21 protein-coding genes are annotated in these 21,935 nt (G+C 40.5%); 9 read left to right on the top strand and 12 right to left on the bottom strand.

The features are described from left to right. Positions 1–111: 111 nt before the first annotated feature. On the top strand, positions 112–1,416 hold the full coding sequence (locus AC1M87_RS06115) for a homoserine dehydrogenase (protein WP_035263907.1): 1,305 nt from the start codon (positions 112–114) through the stop codon (positions 1,414–1,416). Between the two features lie 60 nt (positions 1,417–1,476). Beyond that, positions 1,477–2,616, top strand: coding sequence for a threonine synthase (thrC, locus tag AC1M87_RS06110; protein WP_092767330.1), 1,140 nt, complete (start codon positions 1,477–1,479; stop codon positions 2,614–2,616). A 48-nt stretch (positions 2,617–2,664) separates the two neighbouring features. On the opposite strand, the gene AC1M87_RS06105 is transcribed toward thrC, so the two are convergent. Further along, on the bottom strand, positions 2,665–3,726 hold the full coding sequence (locus tag AC1M87_RS06105; protein ID WP_481593229.1) for a serine hydrolase: 1,062 nt from the start codon (positions 3,724–3,726) through the stop codon (positions 2,665–2,667). Between the two features lie 217 nt (positions 3,727–3,943). Here AC1M87_RS06105 and gacA point away from each other — a divergent pair, with 217 nt between their 5' ends. Genes gacA through AC1M87_RS06090 form a run of 3 tightly spaced genes read left to right on the top strand, consistent with a single transcriptional unit; the run spans position 3,944 to position 7,602 of the window. Next, positions 3,944–4,579 carry a response regulator transcription factor GacA gene (gene gacA / locus AC1M87_RS06100; RefSeq protein ID WP_092767334.1) on the top strand — a complete coding sequence of 212 codons (636 nt, stop codon included), beginning with the start codon at positions 3,944–3,946 and terminating at the stop codon, positions 4,577–4,579. Positions 4,580–4,597: 18 nt separating this feature from the next. Then, positions 4,598–6,169 (top strand): sensor histidine kinase, encoded by a 1,572-nt coding sequence (locus tag AC1M87_RS06095; protein ID WP_481593228.1) that lies wholly within the window; start codon positions 4,598–4,600, stop codon positions 6,167–6,169. 17 nt (positions 6,170–6,186) lie between these two features. Further along, on the top strand, positions 6,187–7,602 hold the full coding sequence (locus tag AC1M87_RS06090) for a sigma-54-dependent transcriptional regulator (RefSeq protein ID WP_481593227.1): 1,416 nt from the start codon (positions 6,187–6,189) through the stop codon (positions 7,600–7,602). Positions 7,603–7,630: 28 nt separating this feature from the next. On the opposite strand, the gene AC1M87_RS06085 is transcribed toward AC1M87_RS06090, so the two are convergent. The 4 genes from AC1M87_RS06085 to lptF all read right to left on the bottom strand — a co-directional run bounded on the left by AC1M87_RS06085 (position 7,631) and on the right by lptF (position 12,665). Beyond that, positions 7,631–8,806, bottom strand: a complete 1,176-nt coding sequence (locus tag AC1M87_RS06085; RefSeq protein ID WP_228143113.1) for a S41 family peptidase — start codon at positions 8,804–8,806, stop codon at positions 7,631–7,633. 20 nt (positions 8,807–8,826) lie between these two features. Further along, positions 8,827–10,371 (bottom strand): 2,3-bisphosphoglycerate-independent phosphoglycerate mutase, encoded by a 1,545-nt coding sequence (gene gpmI / locus AC1M87_RS06080; protein ID WP_035263895.1) that lies wholly within the window; start codon positions 10,369–10,371, stop codon positions 8,827–8,829. Positions 10,372–10,494: 123 nt separating this feature from the next. After that, on the bottom strand, positions 10,495–11,565 hold the full coding sequence (gene lptG, locus AC1M87_RS06075) for an LPS export ABC transporter permease LptG (protein WP_481593226.1): 1,071 nt from the start codon (positions 11,563–11,565) through the stop codon (positions 10,495–10,497). Then, positions 11,565–12,665, bottom strand: coding sequence for an LPS export ABC transporter permease LptF (gene lptF, locus AC1M87_RS06070; RefSeq protein ID WP_035263893.1), 1,101 nt, complete (start codon positions 12,663–12,665; stop codon positions 11,565–11,567). The genes lptG and lptF overlap by 1 nt, the downstream gene beginning before the upstream one ends. A gap of 143 nt (positions 12,666–12,808) precedes the next feature. On the opposite strand from lptF, the gene AC1M87_RS06065 reads away from it, so the two are divergent. The 4 genes from AC1M87_RS06065 (at position 12,809) to AC1M87_RS06050 (ending at position 15,622) form a co-directional block, all read left to right on the top strand. After that, positions 12,809–14,248 (top strand): leucyl aminopeptidase, encoded by a 1,440-nt coding sequence (locus tag AC1M87_RS06065; protein WP_481593225.1) that lies wholly within the window; start codon positions 12,809–12,811, stop codon positions 14,246–14,248. Next, positions 14,248–14,655, top strand: a complete 408-nt coding sequence (locus AC1M87_RS06060) for a DNA polymerase III subunit chi (protein WP_092767347.1) — start codon at positions 14,248–14,250, stop codon at positions 14,653–14,655. Before AC1M87_RS06065 ends, AC1M87_RS06060 begins: the two co-directional genes overlap by 1 nt. A 30-nt stretch (positions 14,656–14,685) precedes the next feature. Next, positions 14,686–15,294 (top strand): cell division protein BlhA, encoded by a 609-nt coding sequence (gene blhA, locus AC1M87_RS06055; RefSeq protein ID WP_481593224.1) that lies wholly within the window; start codon positions 14,686–14,688, stop codon positions 15,292–15,294. Between the two features lie 109 nt (positions 15,295–15,403). Then, positions 15,404–15,622, top strand: coding sequence for a hypothetical protein (locus AC1M87_RS06050; protein WP_481593223.1), 219 nt, complete (start codon positions 15,404–15,406; stop codon positions 15,620–15,622). Positions 15,623–15,666: 44 nt separating this feature from the next. Here the strand turns inward: AC1M87_RS06050 and AC1M87_RS06045 are convergent, their stop codons facing one another. From AC1M87_RS06045 to glnK, 7 genes are all read right to left on the bottom strand, one after another. Next, the gene (locus tag AC1M87_RS06045; protein ID WP_481593222.1) at positions 15,667–16,215 is read right to left on the bottom strand and encodes a VTT domain-containing protein; all 549 of its coding nucleotides are present in this window, start codon (positions 16,213–16,215) and stop codon (positions 15,667–15,669) included. A gap of 111 nt (positions 16,216–16,326) precedes the next feature. Next, positions 16,327–16,986, bottom strand: a complete 660-nt coding sequence (locus tag AC1M87_RS06040) for a riboflavin synthase (protein WP_092767353.1) — start codon at positions 16,984–16,986, stop codon at positions 16,327–16,329. A gap of 28 nt (positions 16,987–17,014) precedes the next feature. Next, positions 17,015–18,307 (bottom strand): DNA adenine methylase, encoded by a 1,293-nt coding sequence (locus AC1M87_RS06035; RefSeq protein ID WP_180028158.1) that lies wholly within the window; start codon positions 18,305–18,307, stop codon positions 17,015–17,017. Continuing rightward, a complete protein-coding gene (gene ribD, locus AC1M87_RS06030) occupies positions 18,304–19,401 on the bottom strand; it encodes a bifunctional diaminohydroxyphosphoribosylaminopyrimidine deaminase/5-amino-6-(5-phosphoribosylamino)uracil reductase RibD (protein ID WP_481593221.1) in 1,098 nt (365 codons plus the stop codon). Before ribD ends, AC1M87_RS06035 begins: the two co-directional genes overlap by 4 nt. 31 nt (positions 19,402–19,432) lie before the next feature. After that, positions 19,433–19,897 carry a transcriptional regulator NrdR gene (gene nrdR, locus AC1M87_RS06025; protein ID WP_035263879.1) on the bottom strand — a complete coding sequence of 155 codons (465 nt, stop codon included), beginning with the start codon at positions 19,895–19,897 and terminating at the stop codon, positions 19,433–19,435. Between the two features lie 138 nt (positions 19,898–20,035). Next, the gene (locus AC1M87_RS06020) at positions 20,036–21,430 is read right to left on the bottom strand and encodes an ammonium transporter (RefSeq protein WP_035263878.1); all 1,395 of its coding nucleotides are present in this window, start codon (positions 21,428–21,430) and stop codon (positions 20,036–20,038) included. Positions 21,431–21,489: 59 nt separating this feature from the next. Continuing rightward, positions 21,490–21,828, bottom strand: a complete 339-nt coding sequence (gene glnK, locus AC1M87_RS06015; protein WP_004650081.1) for a P-II family nitrogen regulator — start codon at positions 21,826–21,828, stop codon at positions 21,490–21,492. Positions 21,829–21,935 lie beyond the last annotated feature (107 nt).

The raw sequence follows: 21,935 nt of genomic DNA, 5'->3' as shown, positions 1-21,935 counted from the left end.
AATTACTGCTTTTTATACATCAATATTTAACTCGATTGACCCTAGAGTCTGCCTCTTTTTTTAGCTATGATCTAGGTTCAATAAAATTTTACATATTTTTTGGAGTGTGACGTGAAACCAGTTCGTCTGGCAATACTCGGTCTAGGAACCGTAGGTGGTGGTGCCCTTAAACTATTACAAGAAAACGCTGCTGAAATTAGACGTCGCACCGGTCGTGAAATTCAAATTACTTATGTGGGTACTCGTCGCCCTCGCCCAGATTTAAATCTTCCAGACTCAGTTAAACAAAGTGCCGACCTTCTTGATATCGTTCGTCAACCTGATGTTGATGTTGTTGTTGAAGTCATGGGTGGTATTCACCCTGCTTATGAAGTCATCAAAGAAGCAATTGTTCATGGCAAACAAGTTGTCACTGCCAATAAGGCGCTTTTAGCTGAACATGGTAACGAATTATTTAAACTTGCTGAAGACAATGCTGTGCAGATCGCCTATGAAGCAGCTGTTGCTGGCGGTATTCCAATTATCAAAGTAATTCGTGAAGGCTTAGCTGCCAATAAAATCGAGTGGCTTGCAGGCATCATTAATGGTACAGGCAACTTTATCCTAAGTGAAATGCGTGAAAAAGGACGTGCTTTTGCGGACGTTTTGAAAGAAGCGCAAGAACTTGGCTATGCTGAAGCAGATCCAACTTTTGATGTAGAAGGGATTGATGCTGCTCACAAGTTAACCATTCTTGCATCTTGTGCATTTGGTATTCCACTTCAATTTGATAAAGTTTTTACTGAAGGAATAGGCAAAGTTACTGCTCAAGATGTGAAGTACGCCGAAGATCTTGGCTTCCGTATTAAGCATTTAGGTATTGCACGTCGTGCAGAAAAAGGCATTGAACTACGTGTTCACCCAACGCTCATTCCAGATGACCAGTTGATCGCAAATGTAAACGGCGTTAAAAATGCTGTTCTCGTACAAGCGAACGCAGTCGGCCCAACTTTATATTATGGTGCTGGTGCTGGTGCTGGTCCAACTGCTTCTGCCGTAGTCGCTGACGTTGTCGATATCGTTCGTGACATTTCTTATACTGAAGACGGTGCTGGAACTATTCCACAATTAGCATTTGAAGCACTCACAGACTTACCAATTCTAAGTCGTGAAGAAATGACAACGGGTTACTACATCCGTATTAATGCTGAAGATCAAACAGGCGTACTTGCTGAAGTTACTACGATCTTGAGTCGTGCAGGAATCAGTATTGATGCCATTATGCAGCAACCTCGCTTAAAAGACCTTATTCCTATCGTGATTCTGACAGATCCTATTGTTGAATCAAAAATGGATGAAGCGCTTTCACAAATTCAAGCATTACCCGTCATCCATGGCGAAATTGTACGAATTCGTTTAGAATCGCTTGATAATTAATCATCTCGGGTAGAGGGTACTGCTGCCCTCTCCAGCTCTACACACAATTGGAACATCATCATGTCTAATGCCAATCGTTACACTGGTTTAGTTGACCGTTATCGCGACCGTTTACCAGTGTCTGCAACTACTCGTGCAATCTCCCTAGGCGAAGGTAATACACCACTGATTAAGCTTGCGAATATTCCACGTTTAATTGGCAAAAATGTTGAAATTTATGTGAAGTACGAAGGCTTAAACCCGACTGGTTCATTTAAAGACCGTGGTATGACCATGGCAGTCACTAAAGCTGTTGAAGAAGGCTCTAAAGCGATTATCTGTGCATCTACAGGTAATACCTCTGCTGCCGCTGCCGCTTATGCTGCTCGCGCTGGTATTAAAGCATTTGTTTTAATTCCAGAAGGCAAAATTGCAATGGGTAAAATGGCTCAAGCAATGATGTATGGTGCGATCACAATGCAAATTCGTGGTAACTTCGATGACGGTATGCGCCTTGTTAAAGAAGTTGCTGACCAAGCACCTGTAACTATCGTAAACTCAATCAACCCTTACCGTTTGCAAGGTCAAAAAACGATTGCATACGAAATCGTTGATGAATTAGGTCGTGCACCTGACTATCACTGCTTACCAGTAGGGAACGCAGGTAACATCACTGCTCACTGGATGGGTTATACTGAAGCTGTTGCAAACCAACCTGCGGATCAATTTGAGCAAGTAATTTATGATGCTGAAACTGATCAGTTCACTGGTCCTAAACCTGAAGGTTTACCGACGATGGTTGGCTATCAAGCTTCTGGCGCAGCACCATTCTTACGTGGTGCACCTGTTCAAAACCCTGAAACTGTTGCAACAGCAATCCGTATTGGTAACCCACAAAGCTGGAACCATGCGAAAGCGGTAGTACGTGACTCTCAAGGTTGGTTTGATGAATTAACAGATGCTGAAATCTTAGAAGCTCAACGTTTGCTTTCTATGTATGAAGGTGTATTTGTTGAGCCTGCTTCTGCAGCTTCGATTGGTGGTGCAATCCGCGATATTAAAGCGGGCAAAATTGCTGAAGGCTCAGTCATTGTTTGTACTGTAACAGGTAATGGTCTTAAAGATCCTGATACTGCTATCAAACAGTGTTCTGATGCAGTCATGCTTTCAATAGATGCAACGATGGATCAAGTACGCGATTCAATTTTGTCTAATATGTAAGATTGCATCATAAAAAACCCTGCATCTGCAGGGTTTTTTATTTATGGTCTAGATCGCACGTGGTAACTGACTGGTCCAACGCATTAAGCGAACAGCATCATCATTACGAGCTTGAGTATTGCTTGCTCCTAAAAGCACAACTACAGCTGGACGATTATTCAAAGTCGTATGCATCACCACACAACGCCCAGCCTCATTAATAAATCCCGTCTTTGAAATGTTAATATTCCAGCCACCGTTACGAACGAGAGAGTTCGTATTGTTCGATTTCAACACACGATAACCGAGGTTAAAATCATAGGTTGGCGTCGTAGAAAATTGACGAATAAGACCGTACTGTGATGCGGTACTCACCAAGATGCCCAAGTCCCGCGCAGAAGCAACATTGCGAGGATCTAGACCTGTAGACTCAGTAAATTTAGATGAATGCATCCCTAAGGCACGTGCTTTATTATTCATAGCAGAGACGAAAGCCGCACGACCTCCTGGATATGTTCGAGCCAAAGCCGCAGCTGCAGGGTTTTCAGATTTCATTAAAGCGAATAATAAGGCTTCAGCACGATTCATTGTGTCACCTACACGCAATGTCGAGCTTGAGTTTTTACCACCCGCACCTGCAAAATCAATGCTTTGCAGCGTAATATTTTCAGACATATTTAATTGTGCATCTGCGATCACAACAGCTGTCATTAATTTTGTAACAGACGCAATCGGTAGAACAGTATTCGTGTTCTTACTAAATAAGACCTCACCCGTATTTGCATCCATGACCAATGCTGCACGCGCGTTCACAGAAGGTTGATTACTATAGCGACTGTTATCAAGAATCTGAGAGGTTGGTGATGTTGAGGTCGCAGGGCCTGTAGATTTACGAATTGTTGTTGTAATCGTGGTTGTTGCTTGAGGGGTATACTCTTCTGAAGAGGAAGTAGAAGCTTTGAGACTATCATTATTTAAGAATTGGCTTGCATCTTCAGATGACCAACTGATGCTCGCCTGCCCCGGTGCAGAATTAGCATGATTAATTAATTCTGCAAAGCTCAATGAGCTCATAGAGAGTAGTACTGATGTAGTCAGCACATGCATTAGCGTTAATTTCTGTTTTTTCACGATAACTTACTCATCTTACGGAGGCATTTTGCATCATTGCTAATCACCTCAAATATGACTTACATTTAGGTACAAACGTGATTAATATTAAACCACGTGATTATGCACAGTATTTTAGTAAAGATTAGGAATAGCATTGCTATTTTTGTTAGTCCAATGCAAGCAATTTTTGCATCATGTAACAAAAAAGTAAGAATAGATTTCAGAGGAGGTGTTTGTGATCACGGTATTAGTGGTAGATGACCATGAGTTAGTTCGTACAGGTATTTGTCGTATGCTTGAAGATCAAGCAGATATTCAAGTCATTGGTCAAGCAGAGTCCGGTGAAGAAGCCATTAGTCTTGTTCGTCAACACCACCCTAATGTCGTCTTGCTCGATGTGAATATGCCTGGTATCGGTGGCGTAGAAACCACTCGCCGTTTATTACAAACAGCACCTGACACCAAAGTTCTCGCCGTCAGTGGCCTAGCGGAAGAACCCTATCCATCACTACTGTTAAAAGCGGGGGCTCGTGGTTATATCACGAAGGGAGCTCCGATCACAGAAATGGTGCGTGCAATTAATAAAGTCATGCAAGGTGGTAAATACTTCAGTGCAGATATTGCTGAACAGCTTGCGAGTTCTTATTTATCTGATACACAAACCTCTCCTTTTGACGCACTTTCTGAACGTGAAATGCAAGTCGCGATGATGGTTGTGAATTGTATTAGTGCCCAAGAAATTTCAGACAAACTTTTCGTTAGCGTAAAAACAGTGAATACTTATCGGTATCGTATATTTGAAAAATTAGGAATCGATAGTGATGTCAAACTGACTCATTTGGCAATTCGTTATGGTTTGATTAAGCCTTAATTTGATCTGAGTATTCCAATGACGTCTGCTGCTTCAATTTCTATTTACCAAACGATCTACCGTCTTGGAACACTATATTCAAGTTATCGTGTCATTATCGCCCTAAGCTTAACGCTCATATTCCTACTGACGATTGATTCTGAACGTTATTTTTATCAATATGAATCAATCTATTTTTACGCTTTACTCCTTTATGTTGCAAGCAGCATCGTACAAACGATCGTTTTAAAATACTTACCACAAGCCATTTCTAAACAAATTATCACCTTATTTGCAGTTGACCTGCTCTTTCTAAATACCCTTACTTTTGCACTCGGTGGTCCCAATATCGCAATTGGGTTATTGTTTGTCATTTCCGTCTTTGCAGCAAATTTTTTACTCAGTAAAAACCAAGCCTTATTCATCACATTGGTCGCGGTGATTGGGGTCGTATATCAACAGTTTTTTGGTAGTTTGTTCTCCATTGAAAGTCTAAATAATATTGGTGACAGTGCCTTTCTTGCTTTTTTATTTTTTGTGGTTCATGGCATTGGTCAAGTATCAATACAACGATTTCAAGTACTCGAATCGGTCAATATACATCAAGCTAACGAACTCTTTAAATTACAAAATATTAATCGTTATATTCTTGAGCAAATCGAAGTTGGTTATCTGGTCTTAGATGATCACTGTAAAATTATCGTCTGCAATCCTGCTGCATGTTCCCTACTCGGTATTTCGCCACTCTATGCTCATGAACAATATAATCTTGCAAATTTTCAACCAGATCTCTATGAAATTCTCAAAAATACATTAGTTGCTCATGGAGAGCGCTTTCAATTTGAATCGCATCAATCATCCTATACGGTTGATATTCGCATTCAAAAACTGGTTACACCTCAACAAGCGCTCACGCTATTAATTTTGGAAGATGCGCAAAAGCTTAATCAGAAAGTTCAACAAATGAAATTAGCTTCTCTTGGTCAATTATCAGCCAGTATTGCACATGAAATACGTAATCCTTTAGCGGCAATCGTACAAGCTAATGAACTTAATGATGATTCGGATGAAGAACAAAAACGTATGCTCAATCAAATGATTGCCAAGCAAGCAAAACGTATTGATAAAATTGTCAAAGACACATTGGATATGGCAAAGAATAAAAAAACTGCTGGTGTACTAATTCATTTTGAACAGTTTATGCATGATCTTATTCACCAAGATTTAGCAGATATCAGTTCTCATATTCAATTACAGCTTGAAGCTAATCTTGAAGTTTATTTTGATGAAATCCAACTGCGACAAGTTCTGATTAATTTAATTCGTAATGCTATTCGACATAACGATCCGACCGCAGAATACATTTTTGTCAGAAGTAGTCATTCAGAAAATCAAATTTTTATTGATGTTATCGATTTTGGCAAAGGCATCCAACAACATGATTTATCTCAATTATTTCAACCATTTTTTAGTACTGAAACCAATGGAACTGGTTTAGGATTATATTTATCACAAAGTATTTGTGAAGCTAACCAAGCAAAATTGAGTTATATCGAGCAAGAACAGCAAGGTGCATGTTTTCGTATTACATGCCATAAGACAGACGTTTAGATGGATAAGATCAGGTTATGGTAAAGCAACAACCTTTAGTACTTTTAGTCGATGATGAACCTGATTTATGTATGTTGATGCAAATGACCCTTTCTCGGATGGGCATTAAAACGCATATGGCACATCATTTGAAACAAGCGCTACATTTTCTAAGAGAATATAAATACGATGCGTGTATCACCGATTTCAATTTACCAGATGGCAATGGCATCGATTTAGTTAAATACGTCACCCAGCACTATCCGAAGACGCCCATCGCGGTACTGACCGCCTATGCCAATATGGAGTTGGCAATCTCCGCTTTAAAAGCAGGCGCTTTCGATTTCGTCAGTAAGCCCATTAATCAACAACATTTGCATCAATTGCTTAAGAAAGCATTACATACCCCTGCAGTGGATGATGATCTCAATCAGCTTCCACTTGAGGAACAACTGCTGATTGGTGTCTCAGAACAAACTCAACAGCTTCGTACAGCAATCAAAAAAATAGCTCGATCACAAGCACCCGTCTTTATTACAGGTGAATCAGGGACTGGTAAAGAAATCGTTGCGAATCTTATTCATCAACTCAGTAATCGTCATGATCATGCCTTTGTCGCGATCAATTGTGGTGCGATGAATGAAGACCTGATGGAAAGTGAATTATTTGGTCATATCAAAGGCAGTTTTGTGGGTGCTGACCAAGACAAACAAGGGTTAATTCAAACAGCTGACGGTGGAACATTATTTTTAGATGAAATTGCAGAGCTTTCACTCGCCATGCAAGCTAAATTGCTACGAGCAGTTCAAGAAAAGAAAATACGTCCGATTGGCAGTGATAAAGAGCTTGATGTTGATTTTAGAATTGTCAGTGCAAGCCATCAAAATCTTGAGCAATTGGTTCAGCAAGGCAAATTTAGACAAGATCTATTTTTTAGAATTCATGTGATGGATTTACGTCTTACCCCACTCCGCGATAGACCCAAAGATATTCCCGTTCTAGCTCAACATTTTATTGATAAAATCAGTAGTGAATGGCGTATTGAAGCCCCTCAACTGTCTCAAGAGGCGATAAAATTCCTTAAACAACAACCATTTACAGGGAATGTACGCGAACTTAAAAATATCATCGAGCGTGCACTTACACTTTGCGATGATAAGCTCATCGCAGTCGAGCATGTAAAAAGCCCTTCATTAAGCTTAACATCCCCACCTTTAGCACAACAACCAAATAGTCCAATTGAAGCAACTACTGATTTACCTTCTCAGACACCCAAAGGTTTGCCCGAAGAGGGATTAGAGCAATACCTTGAGAAAGTAGAAAAGGAAGTTTTAATTAATGCGTTAAACTCAACGCATTGGAACAGAACCCTGGCCGCCAAAAAATTGGGAATGACATTCCGCTCATTACGATATCGTTTAAAAAAATTTGGTTTAGATACTGAAGATGAATAACTTAGCATCACCCCGATATTGATGATATTTAACGGCTTCTTAACAACAAATCGGCTGCGTGTTGGAGGTAAACCTCCTCCTTCATATCCTGCGGCCAAGGATATTCGATATTAGGGGCTATGCCTTGCCCATCAATCTCGACACCATTCGGTGTTAAGTAATGAGATACTGTCATTTGTAGTGCCGCACCATTTTCAAGTGGAAAGAGTTTTTGCACAACACCTTTACCATAACTCTTTTCACCAATGATTACGGCGCGTTGATGATCTTTCATTGCTGCCGTAAATACTTCTGCTGCAGAAGCCGAACGTTGATTAATCAATACTCCGACTTTAAGCCCTGTAAATTCATGTCCAGGTAAAGCTTGGAATTGTTGATCACCTTCTGAACGGCTACGTGTAGATACAATCAAACCCTGATTTAAAAATAAATCTGCCGTTTCCACAGCAGAAGATAATAATCCACCCGGATTATTTCTTAGATCTATTAAAACAGCTTTGAGTTGTTGGCTATGATGCTCATCGATATAACGTTTTATTTCATTCGCAGTATCTTGCTGAAAAACTTTCACCTTTAATAGTAAAACTTGATTACTCAGCATATGTGCTTGTATATCGGCAACATCTAGTTTTTGATTTCTCACTAAAATAATTGGAGATGAGTTCGGTGATCTTTGTAAACTGATGGTTGATCCAATCGAGCCGCTGAGCAAGTCTTTGACTTGATCTTGGTTTAACAATCTAAGCTCTTGTCCATCAATTTTGTAAAGTGTAACGCCGTTGGCCAATCCTAATTTTGCCGAGTCACTATCGGGATCTAAATTTTCGATCTGCCATAAACCTCGTGAGGTATCAAAGCTAAGATCAAAATCGATACTCGCTAAATCCTCCTCGGTATATTTGAGGAGTTGGCGATAATCTTCTGGAGATAAATAGCGAGAGTAACGATCTAGCCCACTCACCAAACCTTGGATCGCTTGTAAAAATAACTGATCGTCAGTGACTTCAGTGACATAGTTTTCTTTTACTGTACCGTAAATCTGAACAAACTGCTGTATAGATTCAATCGGAACTTCTGAACTGTTTGATGACCAGTCTTCTTCTAATGGATCAACTGCTGGACCCTTAGATCCAGCAGCGAAAGCATGAACCCCATTCAAACTTAAAGCTAGACCTAACATGAGTTTGAATAACAATGGATTCATACTGAATTCCTTCTTATTTTTTAAACTAAAGTCACTAAATTGCGACCTTTCATTTCAGCAGGAACAGGCAACTGCATTAAATTCAATAATGTCGGTGCAACGTCTGCAAGCACCCCACCCTCTGCAATTTTTGCTTGAGTTGGACCTACATAAATAAATGGCACATGCTCAGTTGTATGTTGAGTATGGACTTGACCACTTTCATAGTCCTGCATTTGTTCAACATTACCGTGATCCGCAGTGATCAACATATGGCCTTTCTTCGCCATCACTGCATCATAGACACGACCTAAGCTGACATCCACTGCTTCTACTGCTTTAACGGCAGCATCGAATACCCCTGTATGTCCAACCATATCGCCGTTTGCATAGTTCACAACGAGTAAGTCAAATTCACCTGAATTAATTGCATTCACTAACTCATCAGTGACTTCATAAGCACTCATTTCTGGTTTTAAATCATAGGTTGCAACATTTGGTGATGGAATCAAAATACGTTTTTCACCTGGATACTCATCTTCACGACCACCACTGAAGAAGAAAGTCACATGGGCATATTTCTCAGTTTCCGCGATACGCAATTGAGTTTTACCTAAATTAGACAGGTATTCACCAATTGAATTGACCAACGGTTCTGGCATATATGCCACCGGCGCATTAATTGTCGCTTGATAGCGCGTTAACATGACAAATTTCGCAAGCTGAGGCACAACTTTACGCTCGAAACCATCGAAGCCTTGTTCAACAAATGCTTTTGTCAATTCGCGAGCACGATCTGCACGGAAATTCATAAAAACAACAGCATCGCCATCTTGTACTGCGGCTACATCCCCAATACGTGTTGCTTTCACAAACTCATCTGACTCTTCAGCAGCATACGCTTGTTCGAGACCTTCCACAGCAGACTCAACTACGCGAACAGCCTCACCTTCTGTTAATAAACGATATGCTTGTTCGACACGATCCCAACGATTGTCACGATCCATTGCGAAATAACGACCGATCATCGTTGCAATTCGACCCTGACCTGGATATTGGGCAAATAGTGCATCTAATTTCTCTAAAGACGGCTGTGCACTTTTTGGCGGAGTATCACGACCATCTAAAAAAGCATGTAAATAGACTTGAGCACCTCTTTTTAGTGCCAACTCTGCCATAGCAACAATATGGTCTTCATGAGAGTGAACACCACCTTCAGACAACAATCCAAAAATATGTACTGCTTTTTGATTTTCTTTTGCTTTTTCTACAGCATCAACCAATACTTCATGTTTATAGAAATCACCAGTACGGATATCTTTGGTAATACGAGTGAAATCTTGATACAACACGCGTCCAGCACCAAGATTCATATGACCAACTTCTGAATTCCCCATTTGGCCATCTGGAAGACCAACATCTTCACCTGAACCTGAAATCAGACCATGTGGATGATTCTGTTTCATTGCAGTTAAATTAGGTGTTTTCGCTGCAAGAAAAGCATTATCTTCGACCGCTTCACGATGACCCACACCATCCATAATGACTAAAACGTGAGGGATTTTGCCAGCAGTTGCATCCGTCATGATATACACTCTTTTCTGTTTACAAATTAATCAACGTATCTTAACGAATTTTTCATTAAGACTCTATCTGAACACGATGGCTTTGATTGATCTAGACCATCTATTTTTCAATTTAAAAATTCTCTAGCGCGCTCGATATAGCAAATAGCTACCTACCGCAAAGATAAGCACAATTGGCAGAAAAACAAACCAAGCGGGAGATGGTGAATACACCAAACTCGCGTACCCTAAGAAGTCTTGTAGGTAGTAAAAACCAAGCCCTACAAATAACGCAATCACTAAACGAAAACCCATAGACTGTTGCCTTAAAGGGCCAAAAATAAAAGAGCAAGCAATCAGTACGAGTGCCAACAATGCAAATGGCGAAGCCACTTTTTGCCAGAATGCAAGTAAATACGTTTTAGGAACTTGACTATATTCATCCATATAGCGCATAAAACTGATCAATTGGCTTGGAGCTAAATCTTCAGGATCAATCGTCACCATATGAACATATTTAGGTTGAAGCGCTAAAGCAACATCCTGCTGAGGAGTTTGAATCAGTCTCGAATAGCCTTCAGGAAAAATATCCATCTGACTGGCTTCAATTAAAGACCATTGTCCATTTTGTACAAATTGACCTTGATTCGCAGTCAAGACTGACTTCAGACGATAATCTTGATCAAAGTCCATCATCTCAACTTGACGTAACTGCCCTTGCGCATTTGCATAGTCAATATAAATAAATCGTTGACCTTCTCTAGTCCAATACCCTTTGACTTCGCCAAGCTCAGCAACAGAACGACGGTCTTTAATACTTTCCGCCCGCTCATTGGTGTAAGGAATAACATATTCACTGAGTAAAAATGAAAGCAATACCAAGAGCATTGCTGAGCGCATGACCCAACCCACAATACGCCACAGGCTAATCCCTGAAGCGCGCATAACAATCAGCTCACTATTTGAAGCCATTGAACCCAAACCGAGCACTGCACCAATCAATGCTGAAATAGGTAAAATTTCATATAAATATTGCGGTGAAGCCCATAGAACATGAAGAAGCGCTTGCCAAGCTCCATACCCTTCTTTGAGGCTGCCTAATTCACCCATATAGGTAAAAAGAATTTGAAGGGCTGATAAAATCGCTGTAGCACCCAACATCGCCAGCGCTGTGGTTTTCGTCACATGTTTTGCGACAATTCGACGTGCCAACATTATGATTTCACCTGCTCAATTCGTTTTTTTAACTTAGGCGCTAGTTTTTGTTTACGCGAGAAAATCGCCGCACCCACTGCATAAACAATCAAGATAGCGGGATAAGCCCAAATACCAATCTCATCTTTACTAATTCTGGTTTTAATCGCCATTAATGCCACAATCAAACTGGCAAAAATTAAGAGTGCAGGAAATAATTTTAAATATCGTCCTTGGCGTGGAGTAACCTCAGACAATGCCGTTGCTAACATCAATGCCACAATCAATGTAAATGGCACAAATATTCTCCAGCCCAATTCACTGGCTACTACAGGGTCTTCACGAGTTTCAATCAACTTCGAAATTGGTAACGCTTCTACATCACCACTTTCGAATTTCGCCTCTTTATCACTTTCAAGACGCAAACGATATGAAGCAAACTCGGTATGACTATATTTCGGACTATCTTGATAAATTTCGTAACGACGACCTTGGGTTAAATCAACAACACTCGCTGTTTCACCGACCATTTCAACACGTGTCGCTTCTTTCGCTAAAATCATGATGTCAGGTTTTTCAGGCTTATCTGCACGCTGATAGAAGAAAATTTCTTTTAAGTTTTTACGATCTTCCGAAAGTGCACCAGCATAAATGGTATAAGGACCTGAGGAAATAAACTCTTTTGGACGTACCAAATCAAAGCCTGATCGAACCGCTTGGGTCGTCGTAAGCTTTTCAAATTCACGTATACCCCATGGAGACATCCATACCATTAATACCGTTTGAATGGCCAAATAAATGGCTGTGAGAGGTAACAATAAACGAGCCAATTGATTACGACTAACACCACTGCCATTGAGAACCGCCATTTCATGATCTACATACAGTCGGCCAAACACCAACATGAGACCAATGAAAAAACCTAAAGGTAAGATCAATGTCAAAAATTCTGGAAGACGGTAGCCAATGATGCTAAATAAAATACTTGCATCCATTCGACCCTGAGCTGCCACGCCAAAATACTTGATCAAACGCCCACCCAACATGATGAGTGTAAGCAATGAAATCACAACCACAGAGGTAGATACCACTTGTTTGACGAGGTAACGTCTTATAATCAAAGTAATCTTCCAAAATTAGGTTAAATCGGCTAGCGCTAGTTTACCCGAATGTTAAAAATATAAAACCTCATTGAAATTCTATCATTGGTAGTGTTTCAATGGTTTAATGATTTAAACGGTCTCAATAGGCACACAACAAGCATATGAAACTTTCAATTAATACATCATTAGCACAAATTTCAGAAAGCCAACATTTGGTTATTTTAGTCGACTCTGAAAACACCCATGCAGTTAAAAGCAACTATCAAATCAACAATTTAGACAGCCTAACTGAAGCAGCTCAATTCAAAGCAGGTTTCAATGAGTCTTTATCGTTATTGGGTCAAATTGAAAATCAACCGAATAGCATTTTACTTGGCTTAGGTAATGCACAAGAAGTTAAAGCTGCAAAATTAGCAAAAATTGCACAAACTATTATCAAAGCTTCACAAAAAAAATTCAAACAAATCAGTGTTGATATTTCAGCTTTGCCGAATGAATTGCACTACTTATTTGCACTTAAACTCACTCAATCTGCTTATGCTTTTGACGAGTTTAAGTCGAAAAAAAATGACTTTATACTCGAACAAGTTCATTTAATTGCATCAAACTCTACGCTAACGTCAAATCAACTCAACTTAATTCAAGCAATTGAAAGCGGTCAAAACGTTGCACGTGATTTAGCAAATCGTCCAGGAAATATTTGTTTTCCTGAATATTTAGCGGATCATGCAGTTGCATTGGCAGCAGAATTCCCAGATTTATTAAAAGTAACCGTACTAGATGAACAGCAAATTGCTGATCTTGGCATGAATGCATTCCTTGCAGTCAGCAAAGGTTCAGATCGCCCTGGACGTATCATTACTCTAGAATATCAAGGTCAACTTGAACAAGCTCCTATCGTCCTCGTGGGTAAAGGGATCACTTTCGATACGGGCGGTATTTCATTAAAACCAGGTTTAGGCATGGATGAAATGAAGTACGATATGGGTGGTGCAGCCTCAGTTTTAGGAACCATGCGCTCACTCTGTGAAGCTCGCCTTCCAATTCATGTTGTAGGTGCAATTGCGGCGGCTGAGAACATGCCATCAGGTCATGCAACTCGACCAGGTGATATCGTCACCACGATGAGTGGTCAAACTGTTGAAATTCTAAATACAGATGCCGAAGGTCGCTTAGTCCTCTGTGACACGCTGACCTATGTCAAACGCTTTAACCCAGAACTTGTAATTGATATCGCAACATTAACAGGCGCTTGTGTTGTTGCCCTAGGCTCTGTTTTAACAGGTATGTTCACACCAGATGATGAACTGGCAAATGAACTTTCTCAAGCTGGTGAACAATCATTTGACCGTGTATGGCGTATGCCTGTCTATGATGACTACCAAGAACAGCTTGACTCTCCATTTGCCGATATTGCCAATATTGGTGGTCCAAAAGCTGGTGCTGTTACAGCTGCTTGCTTCTTGCAACGCTTCACGCGTGAATATCGTTGGGCACATTTAGATGTTGCTGGTACAGCTTGGACATCTGGCGCAGCAAAAGGTGCAACTGGTCGCCCAGTTCCATTATTGGTTCAATTTCTCGCAAATCGCGTAAATTAATGTCTAAAATCAGCTTCTACTTATTTGAAAAGAGTCCAGAACGACAGGTCCAAAGTGCCTGTCGTTTATGTCGAAAAATTCTGCGTCACCCTGCAAAAATATGGATTCATTGTCCAGAATTGAGCATTCAAAACGAACTCGATGATTTACTTTGGAGTTTCGATCCGCAGAGTTTTTTGACACATGGCATTGATGATCAATCAGCAGCTATTTGTATTTCGTCTAAGCTCCCTGAAACTCAGGAATGGATCGTGTTTAATTTTCACATTCATGCACTTGAAGATCCTTCACGTTTCAGTCACATTATCGAAATTATTGAAAACAACGAAGCTGCCAAAGAAATTGGACGAGAGAAATATAAAACCTATCGAAAATTAGGTATCTCACCTCAAACACATAAACTTTAGCGCGTTGTCATTGGAAAAAGGAGAATCACGGTGGCCATTAATGTCGGTCAAGATTTTAAAAAACGTTGGTTGAAAGCGCCAGAAGCGGTTCGCCAAGCTTTTATCGACGACCTTAATCGCATCAGTGATTTACTCGAATCTCAAACTCAACCAGAGCAATGGTTAGACCATGATAATCGTGCCCAGCAAGTGGCTCAATTGAAGGTTGAACAGGCTTATGCAGATGAAAAAGCACGATTAATTGAAGAAGCTCGTATTCGTAAGCAAATGGCTTTAGAAAAATCATTAGCAGAAAAACGTGCACTGCAAGAGGCTTATAATCAAAAGCTTCTACAAGATGAATATCTTAAATTTCAACAACAAACCGATTCGCTCGTACAGTTACGACAAGTGATTGATGCAGAAATCGATGAATATACTGAAAAATACCAAAAAGTGACTACACCCCATCGGGACTTTTCAGGAAACTCTCCCGCGCATTTATCAATTCATCAAGATTTAGATACGATTCGTTTACGTCTCGAGCTTGAAGCTGAAACCATGATTGAAGATGCCGTACAAATTTTTAAATCAAAACTCCAAGCAGCAGCAAAAGAAGAGATCGAACTTATTTTAAAAAATACATCTCTACCCTCTTAGAGGCTCGAACGGTGGATGCTTAGTGTCATCAAAATGAAACATATTTGTCACACCATGAATGTGATTTAAATGCTCTCTGCGATTTGACGGACATGAGGAAAGTATCACCATGGATCTTTTAAGCAACATCTCTGAACGAATCACTCATTTGAAATCTGGCGAACATGTCACGATCAGTGCTCAAGAACTATTGATTAGTCGAGCAGATTTTCAATCGGTTTTAGTGTATTTAAAACATGAGTCAAAAAAAGGCGACTTTTTAATTCAAGATGAAGCTTTGGTAGAGAATTGGTTTGATCGCACATCACTCACCATTAATAAAATTTAAAAGAGCCCACTGAGAGCTTTTTTTATCAGGTTTGAAGTATCAATTTAAGCAAAAAAATCTAAAACGGCTGAGAATATATTTCCCATGCCATACCCCATACCTAGTAAAAGTGCGATCCAAATCCAAGCACCAATAATATTGTAAAACATGAAACTGCTATAGCTCATATATCCAGAGCCAGCAGCGAATGGTGCAAAAGAACGTACAAAAGGGATAAAGCGCGCCATTAAAATGGTCTTACCACCATGTTTTTCGAAATAAGCATTGGTTTTGGCAATATACTCAGGTTTTAACCAACGTGAGTGCTCGCTAAAATATTTAATACCAAGCCATCGCCCTGTATAGAAATTGAGAATATAACCTAGGACTGAGGCGATAAATAATAACAATCCCATATAGTGCAAATGAATCAACTCAGTGGTCGAACATAAAGCACCGATGGCAATGAGCAAACTGTCCCCAGGTAAAAAAAACATGAAAACGGAACCATTTTCCGCAAATATCACTAAAAATAAAATTGCGTAAATCCATACGCCATATTGCTCTAATAAACTCGGTAAAAGCTGCTCCAAATGCAGTAAAAAATCAATCATTCTGAAGTTCTCTGAGCATGTTGCTTTCTCCTTTAGATAGATTGTATACCTAATTTATTTAAACAAAAAAACAGCCTAAAAATTTAGGCTGTTTTCTATTTTAATCATTTTTTAACGTAAAAAGCCATTCTGTGCTAAAAATTCCATGCTCAATTTAGACTCAGGTTTATGTTCAGCAGCCTTATCCCCAAGCAATAAACGTTCAATATATCGTGCAAGTACATCGACTTCTAAGTTTACTTTAGTCCCAACTTTCCACGTACTAATATTGGTCCGCTCTGCAGTATGAGGAATAAGATTTAAACTCAACACATTGCCACGTAGATGATTGATTGTAAGACTAATTCCATCAACTGTGATGGAACCTTTCTCCGCTAAATATTTTGCAATTTCAGGCGGGGCCGTTACCTCAAAATAGAGTGAACGTGCATCTTGACGTTGCACCGTAATTTCACCAACTACATCTACATGTCCACTAACAATATGACCACCAAAGCGAGTTGTTGGTAACATCGCTTTTTCTACATTGACGGTTTGCCCAACCTTCCAACTCGATAAAGTTGTACGATGAATACTTTCAAGTGACACATCTGCTTCGTACCATTGATTGCCCCATGCAATAACAGTTAAGCAGATGCCATTAGTCGCAATAGAATCACCCAAGTGAACATCAGACATATCAAGATCAGTCTGTATACGCAAGCGGATATCACCACCTACATTTTGTAAACTTTCGACTTTTCCTAAACTTTCTACAATGCCTGTAAACATAATGGGTACTCTTAAATTTGTTCTATTTTTACCATAAATCCAATTGTTCAGCGACGCCTGTAGTGTCAACACCACCCAATTCAGCATAGTGGTGTAACTGACCAAGTAACTGTCGAATTGGCGGTCCTGATTTTGCGTGCGTGTCTGTAATCACGATAAACTCAAGAACGCGCGCACGCTCAGACTGACGCTGCTTACTCACACGATATCTTGGAACATCTTGAGTCAAAATGGTGACTCGTCCACGCTCTAAATTCGCTTTAAGTAAATCACCAGCCTCAATATTTCCATCTGTTGAATAGCTGGTCAAAATATAGCGTGCATTAATGGTTTGCAAAAGCTTTTCATACGCTTCTTTGGCATGTTTAGAAGAATTGTATGGGCTTGGTCGTTCTTTACGCCAAGCACGGTCGATTCCGCTCTTGAAACCCTTAGTATCTGGACTTGGTAAATCTACCTGATCCCATAAAGTCAAAGCATTCAATACATGATAGTTGCTACTATACGCATGCTGATTATAGGGTGGATCCAAATATGCCACATCGACTTCGAAACCACTCATTTGGTTTGCTAAGTGTTGAGCATCCACACACCACATTTCAGCTGCTGGGCCTGTCAGATTTGAATTTTCACAAAAACGACTTGGGGTCAGCCATAGTAATGATTCAATTCGCTCTAAAGCCGTCTGAGTTTTACCGCCCCAGCCGTGATGGAAACTCTTAAATACGCCTGACGTATTACTCACAAAACTTGCTGAATACAATAAAGGTGCAAGTAAAGCGCTCATTTCCACATCATCAATTGCACCTTGAGCTTGCCAAGTTGCAATTTGTTGACGAATTGCATCAATCCGCATGCCATTTCGACGTTTGAAGAATAAACGGTCTCGTGAAGGATCATAGATCTCATCATTACGAGGACAGAGATTGTGTGTTACCCATCCTTTAACTTCAGGCAAGCGATTAAGATAATCAATTGCTTTCTGATATCCGCCTAATTCTTTAAAAGCAGGAGCTTCAGTACATGACAATATGGCATGATTAAGTGCGTGGCTGTAAGGCTCCCAATCGTTCGCTATTACTCGGTAGCCATTTTGACGAGCCAAACGAGAAACCACACCGCTTCCAGCAAAAAAGTCCGCAAAGATAGGCGCTCGACCTGAACTCGTATTCAAAGTTCCAGTGCTTTCTAATGCCTCAAGAATCAAATGTAATAAACGACGCTTGTTGCCTAAATAAGGCACAAGTTGATTAAACAAATACTCATCTGTCGTACGTGCTGCATGGCGACGTTTATGATAAACCGTTGACTCTGTACTCATAGCGACTCTTGATCAGGGATTAATTTTAAACGGATGTCATCACCTAACTGAGTTACATCTTGAAGTTTAAAACGGAGTTGTTCTGTCATTTGTTTAAATTCAGCATTAAACATTGGACGAGCTGATTGACCTAATAGTGTAGGCGCAATATAACTAATCAATTCATCTACCAAATTTTCCTGCAAAAATGCAGTAGATAGGGTTGCACCAGCTTCCACCATCACATCATAGATTTGAAAATCTTTTAAAACTTTTAGCAACTCAACTAAGGGCTGAACTTCGAGTTGAATCACGCCAAGTTGTCCAAGCTCTGCTCGAAATGGCCCCATGACCATGACAGTATCAGGATTCTCTAACACTTTAGCATCTAAAGGTAAGCGACCTTGACGATCTAAAATCACACGTTTAGGCTGCACAACTCGTTCTAATTGAATATTCGGTAAAGCTCGGACATTCAACTGACAATCATCAGCCAACACTGTTTCAATACCCGTGATCACCGCACCAGAAATTGCACGCCAATGTTGAACATCCTGACGTGCCAATTCACCTGTAATCCACTTCGACTCCCCTGAAGCCATTGCTGTACGACCATCGAAACTCGACGCGACCTTTAAACGTACATAAGGTAATCCCTTAGACATAGCTTTAAAGAAGCCTAAGTTCAAAGGATGCGCTTCCAACTCACAGATCCCGACTTCAACGTCTATACCTGCCTGTTGTAGGATAGCCACACCTTTACCAGCAACCAATGGATTAGGGTCTGAACAAGCCACTATCACTTTTGCAATGCCCGCTTCGACCAAACCTTTCGCACAAGGAGGAGTACGACCATAATGCGCACAAGGTTCTAATGTGACATACGCGGTTGCACCCTGTGCTTGCTCCCCTGCTTGACGAAGTGCAAACACTTCGGCATGTGGTTGCCCAGCTTGGGGGTGAAAGCCTTCACCAATAATCTGTCCGTCTTTGACAATGACACAACCTACATTAGGATTTGGTTTTGTCGAATATTGACCTTGCTTCGCCAATGCTATTGCACGACGCATCCACATTTGATCTTGATCGATCTTTTGTTGCGAGAACTCAGACATTCATAACCTTGAAGTTGAATTTGGGGCGAGATTAATGTTCTTGATCTCGGTGTTGCATTTGTTCGATTTGACGGCGGAACGCTTCTACATCTTGGAAATCTTGATATACAGAGGCAAAACGTACGTATGCGACATGATCGAGTGCAAATAAAGCCTTCATTACAATTTCGCCTATAGTACGCGAACGCACATCACGTTCACCTAGTCGACGAATTTGAAGTTGAATATCACTGACCACCGTTTCAATTTGTTCTTGTGTCACGGGACGTTTTTGTAAAGCATGCATGAGTGAACGACGAAGTTTCGCTTCATCATAAGGTTCATTTTTACCATCGGACTTAGTGACACGAGGCATCACCACTTCAAAACTTTCAAAAGTTGTAAAACGCTCATTACAACTAATACATTCACGACGACGGCGAATTTGGCAGCCTTCAGCAGCTAAACGTGAATCAATCACCTTACTATCAGCGGCGTTGCAAAATGGACAATGCATAGCAGTTTAATTGAACAAATTCTATTTACACCAAGTGTATCAAAAAATTCTGCTCATGTTGAGCTTTCATCAATATATAGCAAAAAAACAGCCCCAAAGGGCTGTTTCACACTATATATTGATTTTTGTGTTTAATCGTTATTCAACACGCTCACCATGTTGACTTAAATCCAGACCCATACGCTCATCGTCTGACTCAACACGAATACCGATGATTAGATCAATGACTTTTAAGATGATGAATGTCAGGATTGCTGAATAAGCGATTGTTGCAAGAACACCTTCAACTTGTACCCATAATTGGCTTAATACGTTTGTAGGTGCTGCATCGCCCATGATGAACTCACTTGCAAAGAATGCGGTTAGAATTGCACCGACGATACCACCAACACCGTGAAGTCCAAAGGCATCTAATGAGTCATCCGCTTTCAATGCACGTTTTAATGCAGTAATACCCCAGAAGCACACAACACCACCAATAAGGCCCATGGCCAAAGCACCACCTACTGTCACGAATCCAGCAGCTGGCGTAATCACAACCAGACCAGCTACCGCACCTGATGCCGCACCCAACACTGAAGCTTTGCCACGAACGACTTTTTCAGTGATTAACCATGAAATGGCAGCAGCGGCAGCAGCAACTTGAGTTACAACTAATGCATAACCTGCTGAACCATTTGCACCTAATGCAGAACCACCATTGAAACCAAACCAGCCGACCCAAATTAAACTCGCACCAATGACAGTCAATGTAAGGTTATGTGGTGCCATTGATTCTTTGCCTAGCCCCATACGCTTACCAAGCATATACGCCGCAACTAAACCAGCAACACCTGAGTTAATATGAACAACAGTACCACCTGCAAAATCAAGTGCACCATCGTTACCTAACCAACCACCACCCCATACCCAATGTGTAATAGGAGCATAGACAACCACCACCCAAATTGCGATAAACGCAACAAAAGCACTGAATTTCATACGCTCAGCAATAGAACCACTGATAATGGCAACGGTAATGATTGCAAATGTCATCTGGAAGATGACAAATAAAATTTCTGGAATTGTTCCACTCAATGCTTCTGTAGTGATACCAGACAACATAAATTTATCTAGACTTCCAATAAAGGCATTACCTTCACCAAAAGCAAGTGTGTAGCCAACCACTACCCAAGCGATACTGACCACCGCAGCAGCGACAAAGCTGTGTGCCATGGTACTTAAGACATTTTTTTTACGTACCATACCGCCGTAGAACAGCGCTAAACCAGGAATGGTCATGAGTAAAACGAGTGCAGTTGAAACTAAAATCCAGGCAGTGTCACCCGTATCAAGAACTGCGGCTTCTTCAGCAGGAGCTTCTTCTGGAGCTGCTGGTAATGTTTCAACCAAATTAGAATCTGTAGATGAAGCCTCAGTTTCAACAACTGCAACTTCAGTAGAAGTTGGTTCTGACACTGCTTCTTCAGCCCATGCGACAGAACCACCTAAGAGTGCGCCAGACAAGCTCAGCGCCATTAGCATTTTTTTCATTCGTATCCCCCAACCTAGTTTTTGTGAGTTATTCGCTACTCAGCAAACTTCATGCCAAATTAAACTGCGTCAGCACCAGTCTCACCAGTACGGATACGGATAACTTGTTCTAGATTCGTCACGAAAATTTTTCCGTCACCAATTTTGCCAGTACTAGCTACACGTGTAATTGATTCAATCACTGAATCAACCATTTCGTCACTGATTGCGATTTCAATTTTTACTTTAGGTAAAAAATCAACCACATATTCAGCACCACGATAAAGTTCAGTATGACCTTTTTGACGACCAAAACCTTTTACTTCAGTTACGGTGATCCCTTGAACGCCAATTTCAGAGAGTGCTTCACGCACGTCATCTAATTTGAATGGTTTTACAATTGCTGTTACGAGTTTCATGTTGTTTTCCTTCGGCTTTTTTCACCAGTAAGGTTTTATGTTCAAATTTCATGCCAAACTTCATAATGGTTGGGGATATTAATCAGCCAGCATGAACTTATTTATAA

The sequence above is a fragment of the Acinetobacter sp. 24-47-62 genome, from assembly GCF_056779765.1.
Note: the sequence above shows the minus strand (reverse complement) of the source record. Positions and strands in the feature narration are given on the sequence as shown.